Source organism: Rhodococcus sp. WAY2 (assembly GCF_009859915.1).
In the GTDB taxonomy this organism is placed as follows: Bacteria; Actinomycetota; Actinomycetes; order Mycobacteriales; family Mycobacteriaceae; genus Rhodococcus_F; species Rhodococcus_F oxybenzonivorans.
On record NZ_CP046572.1, the window covers coordinates 1,137,166 to 1,153,760 of the forward strand.

At 64.5% G+C, this 16,595-nt stretch carries 16 protein-coding genes; 4 read left to right on the forward strand and 12 right to left on the reverse strand.

The window, feature by feature from the left end:
• Positions 1–7: 7 nt before the first annotated feature.
• The 4 genes from GFS60_RS05340 to GFS60_RS05355 are packed head-to-tail and all read left to right on the forward strand — an operon-like array spanning position 8 to position 5,164.
• On the forward strand, positions 8–1,306 hold the full coding sequence (locus GFS60_RS05340; protein ID WP_159919411.1) for a hypothetical protein: 1,299 nt from the start codon (positions 8–10) through the stop codon (positions 1,304–1,306).
• Between the two features lie 10 nt (positions 1,307–1,316).
• Positions 1,317–2,729 carry an acyl-CoA reductase gene (locus tag GFS60_RS05345; RefSeq protein ID WP_159919413.1) on the forward strand — a complete coding sequence of 471 codons (1,413 nt, stop codon included), beginning with the start codon at positions 1,317–1,319 and terminating at the stop codon, positions 2,727–2,729.
• A gap of 19 nt (positions 2,730–2,748) precedes the next feature.
• Positions 2,749–3,720 (forward strand): aldo/keto reductase, encoded by a 972-nt coding sequence (locus GFS60_RS05350; RefSeq protein WP_159919415.1) that lies wholly within the window; start codon positions 2,749–2,751, stop codon positions 3,718–3,720.
• Between the two features lie 19 nt (positions 3,721–3,739).
• Positions 3,740–5,164 carry an aldehyde dehydrogenase family protein gene (locus tag GFS60_RS05355; RefSeq protein ID WP_159919417.1) on the forward strand — a complete coding sequence of 475 codons (1,425 nt, stop codon included), beginning with the start codon at positions 3,740–3,742 and terminating at the stop codon, positions 5,162–5,164.
• A 79-nt stretch (positions 5,165–5,243) separates the two neighbouring features.
• On the opposite strand, the gene GFS60_RS05360 is transcribed toward GFS60_RS05355, so the two are convergent.
• The 12 genes from GFS60_RS05360 to GFS60_RS05415 form a co-directional block, all read right to left on the reverse strand.
• Complete coding sequence (locus GFS60_RS05360; protein ID WP_159919419.1) at positions 5,244–6,509, reverse strand: amidohydrolase family protein; 1,266 nt, start codon at positions 6,507–6,509, stop codon at positions 5,244–5,246.
• A 151-nt stretch (positions 6,510–6,660) separates the two neighbouring features.
• Positions 6,661–7,422, reverse strand: a complete 762-nt coding sequence (locus GFS60_RS05365; protein ID WP_159919421.1) for an SDR family NAD(P)-dependent oxidoreductase — start codon at positions 7,420–7,422, stop codon at positions 6,661–6,663.
• A 127-nt stretch (positions 7,423–7,549) separates the two neighbouring features.
• On the reverse strand, positions 7,550–8,362 hold the full coding sequence (locus GFS60_RS05370) for an NAD(P)-dependent oxidoreductase (protein WP_159919423.1): 813 nt from the start codon (positions 8,360–8,362) through the stop codon (positions 7,550–7,552).
• Positions 8,359–9,177 carry an NAD(P)-dependent oxidoreductase gene (locus GFS60_RS05375; RefSeq protein ID WP_159919425.1) on the reverse strand — a complete coding sequence of 273 codons (819 nt, stop codon included), beginning with the start codon at positions 9,175–9,177 and terminating at the stop codon, positions 8,359–8,361. The genes GFS60_RS05370 and GFS60_RS05375 overlap by 4 nt, the downstream gene beginning before the upstream one ends.
• Before the next feature lie 28 nt (positions 9,178–9,205).
• Positions 9,206–9,715, reverse strand: a complete 510-nt coding sequence (locus GFS60_RS05380; protein ID WP_159919427.1) for a DoxX family protein — start codon at positions 9,713–9,715, stop codon at positions 9,206–9,208.
• Positions 9,715–10,638 (reverse strand): alpha/beta hydrolase, encoded by a 924-nt coding sequence (locus tag GFS60_RS05385; RefSeq protein ID WP_159919429.1) that lies wholly within the window; start codon positions 10,636–10,638, stop codon positions 9,715–9,717. Before GFS60_RS05385 ends, GFS60_RS05380 begins: the two co-directional genes overlap by 1 nt.
• Positions 10,635–12,338, reverse strand: coding sequence for a thiolase C-terminal domain-containing protein (locus tag GFS60_RS05390; RefSeq protein ID WP_236603380.1), 1,704 nt, complete (start codon positions 12,336–12,338; stop codon positions 10,635–10,637). Before GFS60_RS05390 ends, GFS60_RS05385 begins: the two co-directional genes overlap by 4 nt.
• On the reverse strand, positions 12,331–13,698 hold the full coding sequence (locus GFS60_RS05395) for a cytochrome P450 (RefSeq protein WP_159919433.1): 1,368 nt from the start codon (positions 13,696–13,698) through the stop codon (positions 12,331–12,333). Before GFS60_RS05395 ends, GFS60_RS05390 begins: the two co-directional genes overlap by 8 nt.
• 57 nt (positions 13,699–13,755) lie before the next feature.
• Positions 13,756–13,947, reverse strand: a complete 192-nt coding sequence (locus tag GFS60_RS05400; RefSeq protein ID WP_159919435.1) for a ferredoxin — start codon at positions 13,945–13,947, stop codon at positions 13,756–13,758.
• Between the two features lie 80 nt (positions 13,948–14,027).
• Complete coding sequence (locus GFS60_RS05405; protein WP_159919437.1) at positions 14,028–14,888, reverse strand: mycofactocin-coupled SDR family oxidoreductase; 861 nt, start codon at positions 14,886–14,888, stop codon at positions 14,028–14,030.
• A 62-nt stretch (positions 14,889–14,950) separates the two neighbouring features.
• On the reverse strand, positions 14,951–15,655 hold the full coding sequence (locus tag GFS60_RS05410; protein ID WP_159919439.1) for an SDR family NAD(P)-dependent oxidoreductase: 705 nt from the start codon (positions 15,653–15,655) through the stop codon (positions 14,951–14,953).
• Positions 15,652–16,461: a TauD/TfdA dioxygenase family protein gene (locus tag GFS60_RS05415; protein ID WP_159919441.1), complete on the reverse strand. Its 810-nt coding sequence runs from the start codon at positions 16,459–16,461 to the stop codon at positions 15,652–15,654. Before GFS60_RS05415 ends, GFS60_RS05410 begins: the two co-directional genes overlap by 4 nt.
• Positions 16,462–16,595 lie beyond the last annotated feature (134 nt).

Genomic DNA, 16,595 nt, shown 5'->3' on the forward strand with positions numbered 1-16,595 from the left:
AGGCACAATGTCAGGAACGACGAAACAGCGGAATGTCATCGAGACACTGGATGCGCTTTTTCAGGAGCGGCGCCGGCAGGTGCCCTTTCTCGCGCAGCGGGCCGATGCGGAGGGAATCGAGAGAATCACGTCCCGTGAGGACATGATTCCCCTGCTCTTCCCGCATACCGCCTACAAGAGCTATCCCGAATCGTTGATCGCGAAGGGCAAGTGGAGACAGCTCACTCGCTGGCTCGATTCTCTCTCGACCCACCGGGTCACCGACGTCGACCTGTCCGGCGTCGCGGACGTCGACGGCCTGATCGACAGGTTGGAAGCTGCCGGACATCTGGTGTCGAGTTCGAGCGGCACCAGCGGGAAGAGTTCCTTCCTGAACAAGTCTCCGCGTGACCGGGAAGTGTCGCTGCAGAACATGCTCGACGGCCTGACCGATCTCGGTCTACCGCCGGAACGCACGTGGCATTTCATTCCTGTCGGTCCGGAGACCGGGCTCAGCGGACACAAAGCGATACGTGACCTGCTCGTCGGCTCCTACGGCCGGCCGGACGGCATCCCGCCCTTTCCGGCAGCGCCCCCCGCTGCCGGGCACCACGCCTACATGGCGCGCCTGTCCGCGGTGCGCAAGGCGATGGCCGACGGGACCGCCACACCGGACGAGCTCGCGGCGCACGAGGCAGAGGCCGCGAAGCGGCAGGCGGAGAACGAGCGGCGCCTGCACTACTGGGCAGAGCAGATACTCGAACATCGTTCGGAACGAATCTTCTTCAGCTCCCAGTTCGCAAGCCTGTTTCGGCTCACGGAGATACTGCGCGAACTCGGAGCGAAAGACGGAGACATCACCGGCGAGAATGCGCTGACGGTGGGCGGCGGATTGAAGGGCCACTCCTTGCCCGCCGACTATCAAGCGCAGATCTACCGGATGCTGAATATCGCACCGAGCAGGTTCTTCCACTACTACTCCATGCAGGAGCTGAATCTCCGTCTTCCCCGCTGTTCCGCCGAGCGCTACCACGTGCCCTCCGGGCTCGTACTCTTCGTACTCGACAAGAACGGCGAGGCGCCGGCACCGGAATCGGACGGACAGGTCGAGGGTCGTGCCGCATTCTTCGACACGACCGTCGACGGGCGCTGGGGCGGGACGATCACCGGCGACAAGATCAGCGTCGACCTCGGCGCGTGCGCCTGCGGCCGATCGGGGCCCTCGATCGCCCCCGACATCACTCGGTACACGGATCTCGTCGACGACGACAAGATCACCTGTGCCGGCACCACGGATGCTTACGTCCGTGGATTCATCGAGGACTGAGGACGAAACCATGACGACGACAACCACTCTCACCCCGAGTACGTCCAAGATCCGTGTACCCCACTTCGTGCGCGGCAAGCTGATCTGGGGTGACGACACCGAATATCTCTCCCGCGACTTCGGCGTGCCCTTTGCCACGCCGCGCCTGAAGCTCGACGAACTGTTCGTTCCGCGCACCCAGCAGGGCCCGGCATTCGACGTTCCAGTCTCGGAGATCATCGACTTTCTCGTCGAGACCGCGAAACATCTCACGCTCGAAACGAACGAATATCTGCAGGAGTCGCTCGAGATGACCCTGCAGGTCAGCGCGCTGCCGCGGCGAATCATCGAGAATACGTTCGCCAGGCCCGGGCAGTTCCTGACCAGGGAGGCGCTCGAGTACCGGCTCGACCGCACGTTCGGTGACCGGAATCTACTCGACGGATGGGTCGAGCGCACCGATCCGAACGGAAGGGTGAGCCGAATTCGCGCCTTCCCACCCCGGCTCGTCCACATGCTCGCAGGAAACTCGCCGAGCGCAGCCATGACCTCCATCGCCGACGCAGCACTTGTCAAGGCGGTGAACGTCTTCAAGATGCCCTCTGCTGATCCCTTCACCACGGTTGCCGTACTTCGAACCATGTCGGACATCGAGCCCGATCACCCGATACTCCGGTCGATGTCGGCCGTCTACTGGCGCGGCGGCGACGCGCAGGTCGAGAACGTCCTGTACCGATCCCAGTACTTCGACAAGCTGGTGGCCTGGGGTGGCGGCTCTGCGATCGAGAACGCCGCGAAGTACGCAGGGCCGGGATTCCAGTTGATCTCGTTCGACCCCAAGGTGTCGATGTCCATCGTCGGCAGGGAGGCGTTCGCATCGGAGGAGACCCTGCAGCAGGTGGCCGAACTCGCCGCAGCCGACGCCACGATCTTCAACCAGGACGCGTGCGTCGCCGCTCGGCACATCGCGGTCGAGGGTGACATCGGGCAGGTCGACCGGTTCTGTGCCGCGCTCACCGCACGACTCGGTGTCGACCGGGACTTCGCGGAGGCAACCGGGCCGAAGACTCCCAGCGACATTCGTGAGGAGGTGGAGGGAATGCGCTTCCTCGAACCCGACTATCGGGTCTGGGGAGGTTACGACGGTAGCGGCCTGGTTGTGCGCTCGCCCGAGCCGGTCGACTTCCACCCGACGAACAAGACGGTCAACGTCGTGCCGGTCGCGTCGATGGGCGACGCCGCCGCCTTCGCGACGGTGGCGACGCAGACGGTCGGCATCTACCCGACACACCGGAAGGCCGAGGTGCGCGATCATCTCGCCACGGCGGGCGTGCAGCGTGTCGTGAAACTGGGCAGCGCACTCACCGGCAGCATGGGCAGCCCTCACGACGGTATGTATCCCCTCCATCGATTTGTGAACTGGGTGGTGGACGACGATGCCTGACTCGGATCACAGGAGGGGAATGGGGATGCGTGTGCTGGGCTCGTCCGGCCTCCGTGTCAGCGAGCTCTGCCTGGGTGCAATGACATTCGGGACGGAGTGGGGGTTCGGCGCGGATGAGAAGACGTCGCGGCAAATCTACAGTGCCTTCCGCGACGCGGGCGGCAACGTGGTCGACACGGCCAACAACTACACCGAAGGCGCGAGCGAGTCGATTGTCGGGCGACTGGTAGCGGGCGAGCGCGATTCTGTCGTCCTGAGTACCAAATTCACGCTGCCGACCCACAAGGACGATCCGAACTCGGGCGGCAGCCACCGCAAGAGCCTGCGTCGCAGCGTCGAGACGAGCCTGCGACGGCTGGACACCGACTATGTGGACTTGTTGTGGGTACATGCGTGGGACCAGTGCACTCCCGTCGAAGAGACATTGCGTGCACTCGACGACCTGGTGCGATCCGGCAAGGTCCTCGCGATCGGCGTGAGCAACATGCCCGCCTGGGTCGTCTCCCGATCGGCCGCCATTGCCGAGTTGAGGGGCTGGTCCGCGTTTTGCGGCATGCAGGTCGAATACTCGCTCGCCGCAAGGACTCCGGACCGAGAGCTCCTGCCCATGGCAAGGGCACACGGCCTGGCTGTCTACGCGTGGAGTCCGCTCGCACGCGGGATACTGGCCGGGAAGCTTCCCGGTGGTATGGAACGGCTGTCTCCGTCTCACCAACGGGGTGTGAACGCTGCCGTCGAAATCGCCGAAGAACTCGGAACCACCTCCGCGCGCGTAGCGCTGGCCTGGGTGCTGCGCCAGGGGCTGATGCCGTCGATCGGCGCACGTACCGTGACCCAGATCCACGACAATCTCGGCGCACTGAGTGTCCATCTGGACGACTCACATATGGAGCGGCTCGACGCGGCCACACGTGTGCGGCTCGGCTATCCGCACGACTTCCTGCACGAGCGTCGGGCGATGTTCTCGTCGGATGCCGACGCCGCAACCTGATTGGGAAGGAACCACGATCATGGCGATCACACGGTCGTTCATCATTGGAGAATCTGTCGATTCCCCCGAGTGGTACGAGAACATCGACCCGTCCACGGGCCGTTCCCTGGGCACCGTCGCACGTGCCACGGCGCAGCAGGTCGATTCCGCGGTGTCCGCAGCCCACGCGGCGAACAGGTCGTGGCGGCGCACCAAGCCCGAGGATCGTGCAAACATCCTCACCCGTATCGCACACCTGATCCTGCGCGACAAGGAACACCTTGCACGGATGGAGAGCGAGGATTCGGGCAAACCTCTCAGCCAGGCGCGCAACGACGTCGACGTGTCGGCACGCTACTTCAGCTTCTACGGGCACGCGATCGACACCTACTACGGTCAGTCGATTCCGCTCTCGGCCGACCTGCATGTGTACACCCGGCGTGAGCCGTTCGGGGTCACCGCCCACATCGTGGCCTGGAACTACCCGATGCAGCTCCTCGCGCGCGCGGTGGCACCCGCCATTGCGACCGGCAACTGCTCGGTGGCCAAACCGGCGGACGAAACACCCCGCACCGCGGTGGCGTTCGCGCAGCTGGCTATCGAGGCGGGCTTACCGCCCGGTGTGTTCAACGTCGTCACCGGGATCGGCGCCGAAACCGGTGCGGCACTGTCCACGCATACCGGGGTAGACCACATCGGGTTCGTCGGGTCGACCCGGATCGGCGCGGTGATCGCGCGTGCGGCCGCCGACCGTGTCGTTCCCGTGGTACTCGAGCTCGGGGGTAAGTCCGCGCAGATCGTCTTCCCGGACGCCGACCTGGACGCAGCGTCCACGGCAGTGGCGAAGGCAATCCTGCAGAACGCCGGGCAAACCTGCTCCGCAGGTTCGCGTCTGCTCGTTCACGAGTCCGTCCATGCCGAAATGGTCGATCGGGTCGCCGAACACTTCTCCCACGTGACCATCGGAGCCGGTGTCGACGACAAAGAACTCGGTCCGCTGGTGTCGGCCAAGCAGCAGGGCCGGGTCAAATCCATGGTCGACGATCTCACCAAGGGTGAAATAGTGTGCGGGGGCATCGTCCCTGAGGACGAACCGCTCGCCGGCGGCGCCTACTTCGCGCCGACCCTCATCGACAACGTGGATCCGGCCTCACCGATCGCTCAGGAGGAAATCTTCGGGCCCGTTCTCGTGGTCAACTCTTTCGCCGGAGAAGAGGAGGCGGTCGCACTGGCGAACGGCACCGAGTATGCGCTGCTCGGCTCGGTGTGGACCGCCGACCTTTCTCGGGCGCACCGGATGGCCGCGGACATCGAGGCAGGTCAGGTGTACGTCAACACCTACGGCGCAGGTGGTGGTGTCGAACTTCCCTTCGGCGGCTTCAAGAAGTCCGGATACGGGCGTGAGAAAGGGTACGAGGCCCTCGATGCCTTCACCGCCACCAAGACGGTTGTCGTCAAACTCTGACGTGAAGCGGATCGACCCTCTACGCATGATGCCCGCCGACTCCGGTCGGCGGGCATCATGCGTGTAAAAAGCTCCTGTCCTACGAGTTCGCGAGTTCGTAGCGTCGGCGGTACTCCTCCTTGGACGTCTCACTCACGTCGACGTCCGTGGCGCGGGCACGCAGGGCTCCCACGGTGGCCTGCGTGCGAGGAGTGTGCTCGAACGGATCCCAATCGAAGAACCTGGCAACATTCTTCCAGGTGATTTTATCGATCTCCTCGTCGGTGCAGCGGGAGGCGGCGAGCTCCTCCATCAGCATCTCCGGCGAATTCGGCCAGGTGGAATCGGAGTGCGGGAAGTCGCACTCCCACGCGATGGTATCGATGCCCAGCCGCTCACGGTTGTTCAGACCGCTCGGCTCGGTGATGTAGCACGCCAGGAAGTTCTTTCGCCACACGTCCGTAGGGCCCATTCCCTTGGGGAGGAAGCTCATGCCCGTCCACGACTGGTTCTCGATATGCCGCTCCAGCCGGTCGAGCCACGGCGCCACCCAGCCCACACCGCCCTCGCTCATGGCGACCTTGAGGTCGGGGAACTTCTGGAAAGCGCCGCTGAGCATCATGTCGTTGGCGGCGATCGTCGAGATGAGCGGCGTCAAGACCATCATGTCGTCGATGTTGAAACCCTCGGGCCGCTTGACGAGGCTGAAGCCGCCGCCGATGTGCAGGCTGAGGACAATGTTGTGCTCCACGCACGCTTTGAAAACGGGGTCCCAGTGACCTGATTTGAAGTCGGGAAACCCGACACCGTAGGGGGTTTCGGGAATGCTGATGGATCGGCAGCCCATCGCCGCGAGCCGGTGGATCTCCTTGACCGACGCGTCCATGTCGAAGAACGGGATGATGCCGAGCGGGATGAAGCGGCCCGGGTAGGTGCTGGGGACCTCGCCGACGACCCAGTCGTTGAACGCCTGGCAGGCAGCGAGAGACAGCTTCTTGTCCGGCAGGCTGGCCAGATGGGTGCCGGCGAATCCCGGGAAGGTCGCGAAAAGCGTTGCGGCCAGGGTGCCGTTGGCATCCATGTCCCGCACCCGCATGCTCATGTCGTAAACACCGGGGCGCATCTCGGCGTAGCCCGTCGGATCCAATCCCCACTCGCTCTTGGGCCAGGAGACCACGGCGTTCAGTCCCGAGCTGCCGACCACGACGTCCTGGAACATCCAGGCCTGCACGTTGGGGTTGCGGGGGTGGGCTGTCAGCTTGGGAGCCTGGTCCATGAGACTCTTCGGGAAGTGCTTTTCGAAGATGTCGGCTGGTTCGACCACGTGGTCGTCGATGCTGACCATCACCATGTCGTCAATGTTCATTGGAAGTCCTCTCCTGCACTGCGCAGAAATATCCGGCAGTGGCGCCAGTCACTAATGAGAATAGTACTTTCATTTGTGAGAATCTAGATCCCGTGTTCGAATCGGCCATTTTGCGGTGGGCCGGTTCTGGGCGGGAACCGAGCGACACCGTTCAGCGCAGGACAGTGCCGCCATCGACGTTGACGACCTGGCCGTTGATCCACGACCCGTCGTCGGACATCAGGTAGGCGACCATTCCCGAGATGTCGCTCGGGCGGCCTGCCCGAGGGCTGCGGGATCGGCCGATCAAAGATTGCAGCAACTCCGGAGAGGCACCCTGCTCGATCTCAGGAGTGAGGATCAATCCGGGAGTAATGGCGTTGGCGCGGATGCCCTCCCGGCCCCAGCGAGAGGCGACGTGCCGCGCCATGGCATTGATACCCGCCTTGGTCGCGGAGTAGGCCGGGCGTTCGGGATCACCCGTGAAGGACGCAATGGACGAGGTGTACACGATGGTCCCACCGCCTCGGGCGAGAAGCTCCGGAATGCTGTGGCGGGTGACGAGCATGTGGCCGCGGAGATTGACGGCGATGGTGCGGTCCCATATCTCGAGGTCGATATCGACGATATTCGTGTCCTTGGACACCGCCGCCATGTCCCCGGCATTGATGTGGACTGCGTCCAGGTGTCCGTAGGTCCGGACGGAGAACGCGACCAGTTCCTTGACGGACTCGTCGTCGGAGATGTCGAACTGTGCGGCGACCGCCTGTCCGCCGGCCTCGCTGATGGCTGCAGCGGTCTTCTCGGCACCGGGAAAGTTCAGGTCGCCGACCACGACCCGTGCTCCGTACTGTGCCAACCGGTGCGCAGAGGCGGCGCCCAGGCCGGTGGCCGCACCGGCGACGAGAATTACCTTGTCAGTCAGACCCTCCATGAGGACCTCCTTGGTGACGTCGTTCCGTGGACCTCAGGGGAAATCCGCGGCGATGGGGGATGTGAGTTCGAGGCCTCGGCGTCGTTCATCGACAACGCCGCCTGCCCCGGCGACAGCACGGAAGTGCTCATCGGGGGTACCGCACCGGATGCCCAGCGCTGATGACTTTTTCGAGGATGCCCAGGTCACCGCCGAGTTCGGCGACGGTCGTCCGGGCTACGGCCACATCCTTGTCGAGGAACTCACCGACCGCGCTTCGGAAGGACCCCACCGAGCCTCTCGCCGCGACACTGCCCATGACCCGACTGGCGGAGCTTCCGTGGGGAAGGGCCTCGAGCAGCACGGACTCGTCTATTCCGAGCTGCCTGCCGAGGTCGGCGGCTTCGGCGAGGAGTCCGATCTGTGCCGCGAACAGTGCATTGTTCACCAGCTTCACGCGTTGACCGTTGCCGCTGGGGCCGACGTGGAGAATGGGATCGCCGTAGCTTTGCAGTATCGGGCGAGTGCGTGCCACAGCGCCCTCGGGTCCGCCGAGGAAAAGGGTCAAGCACCCGGCTGCGATGTCGGGTGGCCCGCCGCTGACCGCGGCGTCGATCACGTCGATGCCATGTGCCGCTGCACGTTCCGCGACGGTCTCGACCGTGCGGGGACTCACCGTGGTGTGGACCGCCAGGACGGCGCCGCTCGGCATGGCCGCCAGCAACGGGCTGTCGAGGCACACGTGCCGAACCTGGTCGTCGCTGAATACGCATACCGTCACGAGATCGGCTCCCTGGCCGATCTCGGAAAGATCGGAGAATGCCTCCGCCCCCGACGCGTAGATAGCGGCCCGGCTTTCGGACGAGCGGCCCAGCGCGCGCACTTCGTGACCGGCTTCGGCGAGCTTGCGCACCATGGGGAGTCCCATACGCCCGGCGCCGATGAATCCGACGCGACTCATCGCGGGTGGTCCATCAGGGTGAGCGTGGTGTCTGCGGCGGCCATCGCGATGCCCGTCGGGACCTCCGCCGCAGCCGCGAGTCCGGCCACCAGCCCGACATCCTTCTGGAGCAGCTCGCCGGCGTGCGCCGCGATGCGATCGAGAGTGCCGCCGGCAGAGACGATTCGGCTGAGTGCAAAGCTGTCGGCTGTCCCGTGTGTGATGACTTCACCGAGTCTGGCGGGATCGACACCCAGTGACTGCCCGAGGCTCAGGGTGCTGGCCGCCGTGGCGAGGTTGGCGGTGAAGAGTAGATTGTTGAGCAGTTTCGTGACCTGTCCGGCGCCCAGCGGACCTAGGTGGACGACGGGGTTCGCATACATCGAGAACACCGGCCGGCAGCGGTCGTAGTCGTCGACTGCTCCTCCCACCATCACCAGCAGACGCCCTTCGGTGGCCGCCGATCCGCCACCGCTCACCGGAGCGTCGACGACGGAGACCCCGCGCTCCCGCGCCTTGGCAGCCAGGTCGTGACATGTGTCCGGGTGCACCGTGCTGTGGATGGCGATCACGCCGCCGTCCTTCATCCCCTCGAGCACACCGTCCTCACCGGCGACCACTTCTTGGACGTCGTCGTCGTTGACCACGCAGATGCATACGAGATCGCTTGCTGCCCCGAGGTCGGCAGGGGAGTCGGCGAACGTCGCGGCGGTGTCGGCGAAGGGCACGAAAGCATCGGGACGGCGCGCCCATAGGGTGACGTCGTAGCCCGCGTGAATGATCCGGCGCGCCATGGGCGCGCCCTGGCTACCGAGTCCGATGAATCCGACGCGCATCAGTACTCCTCCGATTGGAGATTGGGCATCATGCGGCCACGACCTCTCGCGGTTGCGGTCGCCAGAACAGTGCGAGCAGTCCCGCCGTTGCTGCGACGCCCAGACCCAGTGCGGTGCCCCCACCGGCCCAGCCGGCGATGTCGATGCCTGCGACGGCGTCGATCGAGAACTCTCCCGGGCCGAGCATTGCCAACGCCAGAGCGGTCACCGACAGCACCAGGACGTACTCATAGCCTTCCTTGAAGACGAAGAACCCGTTGGGCCGGTGGGCGAGGATTCCCGCCACGAGCATCACCGAGATGACCGCCGCGCAGGCGAGCGGTGTAAGTAGGCCTATGACGAGAAGTACGCCCGCACCGATTTCGGTGACAACACTCAGCCACGCCTGCAGCTTGCCCTGCCGCAGACCCAGTCCGCTGAACCAGCGGGCAGTCCCTTCGATACGGCCACCGCCGCGCCAATGGTTCAGCCCGTGCGCGATCATGGTCACTCCGACAACCAGTCTGACAAGTAGCAGTGCAACATCGACGGCGTGCATCAGTCGTCCTTTCCCGTTGTGCTGTGTGTGCAGTCCTCGACGAAAGACAACACCTTCGCGTAGTAGTCCGGGGCTCCATGGCCGAGGCTGAGGTTGTGCCCGCTGCCGGCCTGTTCGTTGACAGTGACGCTGGGCGCAGCAGTGAACATGGCCGCGATGTCGTGCAGCGCGGCGGAGTCGATTCGCCACACCTTCTCGAACTCGGCGGCGGTGAAGTGGACGGGAACTCGTATCCGCGCCGCGAGCGCCGGAAAGTCGATTCGCGCCCAGGTCGCCAGGACACCTGACTCGTAACGGGGAGTCGATGAGGCGATAGGTGCGCCCCCGATCAGTTCGGTGGGGTACAGGTGGCTCGGTTGCCACAGCAACTCGCGCACTGCCTCCGGTGGTGCCGGCTGGTGAGGCGTGCCCAGGATTTCGGCCGCCACGGGCTGGTGTTCGCGACCGGTGCCGGCAAGCTCGATACCCAGTAAGTCGGTGCCTCGATCGTCGGCGGCCATGCGGACTGCGAGCTCCGAACCGGCCGAATGCGCCCACACGAAGACGCCGGCGCCGCGCGGGCGCGACCCGAGGTGGTGGTCGATGGCCGCATAGGTGAGGTCGACGCGTCGTTGGTGGGGGGCGATCTCGACCGCGAACGGTGCAGAAGTGCCATAGCCCGGCCGATCGAGCGCGAGCACGGTGTACCCGAGCGCAGACGCGAACCGCAACAATGACAGTTCAGGATGGCCCGGGCAGTCGTAGTAGGCCGAGTTCGTTGCTCCGCCGTGCAGCGCGACGATCACTGCGCGCGGATTCGGGGCCTCGGACAACAACGCCGACATCGGGATTCCGTCGATGTCGGCCACGCGCGCGCACGGCGTCGTGGTTTCAGGGCCGTCGAAGTCGGCGGGTAGCGACAGATCGGGATCTGTGGTGGTCATGCATCCGTCCTGAGGAGCAGGGCGCCGCCGGGGGAGAGGCCTCCGGTGGCGGTGACGGCGACGCGGGCGCCGGGAACCTGGCGTGCCCCGGCATCGCCGCGCAATTGGGTGACGGCTTCGTGGATCAGTCCCATGCCATGGGTACGGCCGTGTGAGAGCTGACCGCCGTGCGTGTTGAGGGGGAGCACGCCGTCCCGGGCAATGTTTTTGCCGCCGTCGAGGAAATCTTTCGCTTCACCGATGCCGCAGAAGCCCAGGGCTTCTATCCAGGACAGGCAGTTGAACGTGAACCCGTCGTAGAGCTCCGCCACGTCGACATCACTGGGGTTCATCGAAGTCCGCGACCACAGGTGGGCGGCGGGTCCGAGAACCTGAGGTTCGTGCGTCAGCGTGCTCTGATCCCATTCGATCCGCTCGACGATCTGGGTGCCGACGGCCTCGACGAGCACGGGCGGTTTCGCGAGATCGTGGGCGGCGTCCACCGCCGAGACGATGACGGCAACCGAGCCGTCGCAGGGAACATCGCAGTCGTAGAGACCGAACGGTGTGGTGATCGTTCGGGCAGACAGGTAATCGTCCATCGTCATCGGATCGCGGTACACAGCAGTGGGATTGAGCGCGGCGTTGGCCCGCTGGTTCAGTGCGATCCATCCGAGTGTTTCCCGGGTGGTTCCATATAGGTGGAAGTGCCGCTGTGCGTTCTGGGCCAGCGTATGTGCTGCCGAGGTGGCCCCGAACGGTACCATCCAACTGGGAGTGCGGCCGGTGGCCGGTGGGGGGATCTCGCCGCGACGCATCTGCTCGCTGTAGGTCGCTTCCCAGAGGGTCCGGTAACACAGCACATGACGTGCCAGGCCGCTAGCGACCGCGAGCATCGCGGCGATCACGGATCCGCCGGGACCGAAGGTTTCGATGCCCCCGTTGTGCCATGTCGGCCGGAGTCCGAGGGCTGCCTCGACTCCGGTCACACCGCCTTCGCCGAAACCGCCGACCTGGCCGGCGCCGGGATAGCTTGCGAGGCCGTCGATATCGTCCATCGTGAGGCCGGCATCGGCCACCGCACGCTCGCAGGCCTGCAGTGTCAGCGCCATCGGGGACACCATCAGCCGTCGACCGATTTCCGACATCCCGATGCCGGTCAGCGCCACCTTGTCCTCGAACTTTTCGCGCGTCACCATGGGGCGCACGGACTTCCTGATCTGGCTCGGATCCACTTCGTCCGTAGGCAGGGGAAGAGGCGCAGGCTGTTCGGCCGCAGGCCGGAACAGCGGGAGCCACACATCGCCGTCCTGCGTGAAGACGACCTCCATCCGCATACCGAGTTCGAGCTGTGCGGGGTCACATTCGACCACGTTGGTCGTCAAGCGAACCCGCTGATCCTCGTCGATCGCGACCTGGGCCACCACGTAGGGCGCCGGCAACCCCGGCAGGCTGAAGCGGTGGTTGACCGTGAATCCGATGAGAGTCGCGGAACCGGACACCATCCGGACACCCAACTGATGGCTGTGGCAGTACCGGCAAATCGGTTGTGGCGGGTGGATGAGAGCCGAGCACGACTCACACTCCTGCAGCCGCAGGCGGCCATCCGCGCCGGACGTCCAGAAGAAACGGTTCTGCGGGGTGATCTGGGGGAGGGGACGGCCGGACTCTTCGGCCGTCTTCCCCCCTACCACCGAATCGACTACCGTGGAATCAGCCACGTGCTTGCGCATCCTTACCTCGTGCCGTGATCGGTTCGGCGAGTCCCTGCTCGTCGCAGATCAGTTGGAGCTTGTCGAGCGTGTCATCCAGGCCGGCGCCCAAGCGGGGGCCGGGAGTGAATGTCGCTGGAAGATGACGCATGCCCTGAATGACACCGATGGAGTCGTAGTGCACGGTGCCTTCCGGGTCACAGCGGTAGTCGGGCATCCGGTCGAGCACGGCGACGAGCATCCGCTTGAACACGGTTCGGGCGACGTTGGATCCGATGCAACGGTGAATTCCCAGACCGAAACTGAAGTGGCGGTTTCCCTTGCGCTCGAGATCGATCTGGTTCGGCTCCGGAAACAGCGACGAGTCGCGGTTGGCCATCGCCCAGGACAGCCAGAGGCGGTCGCCCTCCTTCAACTGGATTCCGTCGTACTCGCAGTCGGCGGAGATCGTGCGCCCGTCACCCGGTGCAGGGGCGAAGTAGCGCAGGAATTCCTCGGTCGCGGAGTTCAGCAGGGTGTCGCGTTCGCGGCTGAGCGTGTCGCGCTCCTCGGGGTGCTGAGACAACCACTCGAGCGAGTGCGCCGTGAGTGCCGTCGTCGTGTCGAACCCGCCGCCGATGAGGAGACTGAGAATGCCGAGCAGTTCCATATCGTCCGGTGTCTCGCCGTCGACTGTGGCGCGTGCGAGCGCGTCCACCAGTCCTGGACGGGGATTCTCACGGATCTCCACGAGATTGGTGAGGAGGTCCAATCCCATGGCGCGGTGCAGTTCCCCGATTCGCGGGATGTCGGGGGAGTCCGGTGGTGTGTAGACCGCGGCGTGGACCGGCTCGTTGTAGATCGTCCATTTCTTGATGGGAATTCCGAGCATCGCCAGTGTGAGGACGGCGGGGACGATGTTCGCGAGCTCGTCGACGAAGTCGATTCTGCCCGTTTCGATCTTCTCGTCGATGGACGCGCGCACCACCTCATCGATCAACGGGATCCACCTATTGACTGCAGCCGGCGACAGGTACGGGTTGAGAAGGGAACGAAATTGGCGATGCTCGGGCTCGTCCATTTCGAGGATGCCGCCTCGGACGCCGCTCGCACGTTCCATGGTGGGGATCGCTATGCCCTTGTATCCACGCCGGGTGCCTTTCAGGTCGTGATCGTTCGACACGTCGGCGGACCGGGCGAAGGTGAACACCTCGCGGCTGCCCGCGGCGACCCAGTGGCCGCCATGGGTAGCGGACCAGGCCATCGGACACTTCGCGTGCATTTCCTCGGTGATCGGTAGGAAATTGTCACGGTACTCCGGTGCGTGCCGGTCGAAGTGGTAGATGGCCTTCTTCCGACTGTCGTCGTTTACGACGTCATCAACGCTCATCGCGTCGTCCTCTCGTGCGGTTCGAGGTGAATTGGCGAGTTCCGACCGGCAGCCGAGTCAGAAAAGGGAGATAGCCTGCTCTGGACAGGAATGGGCGGCTTCGCGCACCTGCTCTTCGTGCTCGGCGGACACCGATTCGCTGACGGCCGACGCGTGGCCGTCGATATCACTCAGTTCGAATACATCCGGCGCTGCCATCGCGCACAGTGTGTGCCCTTGGCAGCGTTCGGGGTCGACCTTCGCCTTCACGTTGTTCCTCCTGGTCGCAGGTGAATCCATCTCGAAGCGCATACTGTTTCGATCTCGTCGAGCCGTGGTCCGGCCGCAGGTCAGGTGTGGTAGTCGTACCACTTGAGGTAGCCGCCGCCGTCGACACGCATCTGCATGCCGGTGACATATCGGGCCTCGTCGGAGGCGAGGAACAGGACTGTGTTGCTGATGTCCTCGGGCTCGACGTAGGGAATCGGCATGGCCTGTTGAACCCCGAAAGCGGGCTCGGCGTCCGCCCGCGTCGGGTGTTCCAGATCTGGGCGGAACGATCGATACATCGGCTCGCTCTGCAGCATGTCGGTGTTGCAGTTCGTCGGGTGCACGACGTTGGCACGAATGCCGCGCGGAGCGAGATGTGTCGCGAGTTCGTGAATGTACTGGGAGAGTGCACGCTTCGAGAAGACGTAGGCGACTCCGCCGAGGTCCTTGCCGGGAACGTCCACCTTGCTCACGTCCATGAGTGCGGCGGTCGAACCGGTTGCGATGATCGACGCACCATCTCCCAAGTGGGGCAACGCAGCCTGAATGGCATTCATGGTCCCAATGAGGTTGGTGTCGACCACAGCGCACCAGGCATCGATCTGTGGTTCGCCCTTCATGCCCGCGACACCGGCTTGCGCGACCACGATGTCGAGAGAGCCGAGTTCGGCGATGCCACGCTCCACCGCGGCCCTCAACTGGTCGACCTGCCGAACGTCGGCCTGTATAGCGACGATGCGCCGGCCGTGCTTCTCGACCAGGCGGACGGTCTCCTCGAGATCCTCCAGGGTGGCCATCGGATAACCGATCGCCGCGATGTTGCTGCACAGATCGACAGCGATGATGTCGGCTCCCTCTTCGGCCAATCGCACAGCGTGGCTGCGACCCTGGCCTCGTGCCGCTCCGGTGACGAACGCGACCTTGCCTTCAACACGTCCCACTGAGAGTTCCTTTCCTTGATAGGCGGCAGATCGGCTCGCGCCGGAAGGGCAAGCGTCGTGCCTCAGGTGTTACGACCGCCGTTGACGCCGAGAATTTGGCCGGTGATGTATCCGGCTTCCTCGGAGATGAGGAAGGAGCAGGCGGCGGCGATGTCCTCCGGTTGGCCGACACGCCGGACCGGGGTCTTGTCTATGTGCTGGTCGATCGAGCCGCCGAGGAGGCCCTTCTCCTCGGACCGGCGCAGCATGGGTGTGTCGATGAAGCCGGGAGGCACCGCGTTGACAGTGATGCCGCTGGGCCCGTATTCCAGAGCCAGCGATTTGGTGAGTCCGTTGACCGCCGACTTTGCGGATACGTACGCCGACATGAACGGCTGGCCTGAGTGCGCACTGGACGAGGAGATGTTGACGATGCGACCCCAGCCCGCATCGACCATGTCCGGAAGCACCGCCTGGACGCAGTGGAAGACGCCGTTCAGATTGACGTCGATCACTCGCCGCCAGTTGTCGAATGTGATGTTGCCGAACCGCTTGTACAGCTCGAGTCCGGCCCCGTTGACCAGAATTGTGATCGGCCCCAGCTCGTTGCGAATCTCGGTCAGCGCGCCATCGATCTGTGCGCGGTCGGTCACGTCGACCTTGTACTCGAATGTGGAGTCGGTGGGTGCGAGATCGAGTACGGCGACCTGGTAGCCGTCCTTGCGCAGGCGTTCGACGATGGCCCGCCCGATGCCGGAGCTACCTCCGGTGACGACAGCTGTTCTCACGACCAGGCCTCATCGCCCGAGATCGTGGTGCGCCGCATCAGGCGTTCCGACGACGGGTCATACGGTAGTGCCCGGTGCAGCATCCCGGTGTTGTCCCAGATAACCACGTCACCGACCTTCCATTCATGGGTGTAGGAGAAACGTTCCTGCGTGGCCCAGCCCAGTAGTTCGTCCAGCAGTGCCCGGCTTTCCTCCGCCTGCATTCCGACGATGTGGTCGGCCGTGGCACCGATGACGAGTGACTTTCGGCCGTCGCGGCGCGTCCATACGAGCGAAGTCTCGTGTGTGGGAAGTTGTCGCCAGCGCGCCAGCATCTCGTCGGAAGGGTCGGGATTGGCCAGGCGCTGCGCTGCCTCGAAGCTGTGCACCACCCGAAGGCCCTCGTAGCGTTTGCGCTCGTTCTCGGGCAGATTCTCGTAGGCCGCGTAGGTACTGGCGAACTCGGTTCCGCCGCCGACCATGGCGACGTGCCGGGCGGTGAGCATGGTTGCCTTCGCCGGCACATCGCTGGTGGTGTCGTCGATGTGCCAGTAGAAGGTCCCCTTGAGGTACTCGGCGGACCGAGCCTTGGCCGGGTCGAGGGAGACCGTGAAGAGCTCCTCGCCTGGGGCCGCCATGCGCACCGTACCGAGCCTTCGGCTGAACGCCAACTGGGCATCGTCGTCGAGATGCAGGCCGCGAATGAGCAGCACACCCCGCCACTTCAGAGCCTCCAGGCATCGGGCGATAACACCCTCGTCCTCCAGGCTCTCGACGCCGGTGACTTCCACTCCGAGTGACGGACCGATTGCTGTAGTCTGGATCACAAGAATCTCCCTTCCGTTTTTGAGAACCATACTCTCAGCAAACACGGTGTGGCAACAGTCGATCATCCACCTGGTGAGGTGTGGCGCCGATCTCAATTGGGGGTATCCCCGCGGCTCACATGTTGTTACATTCT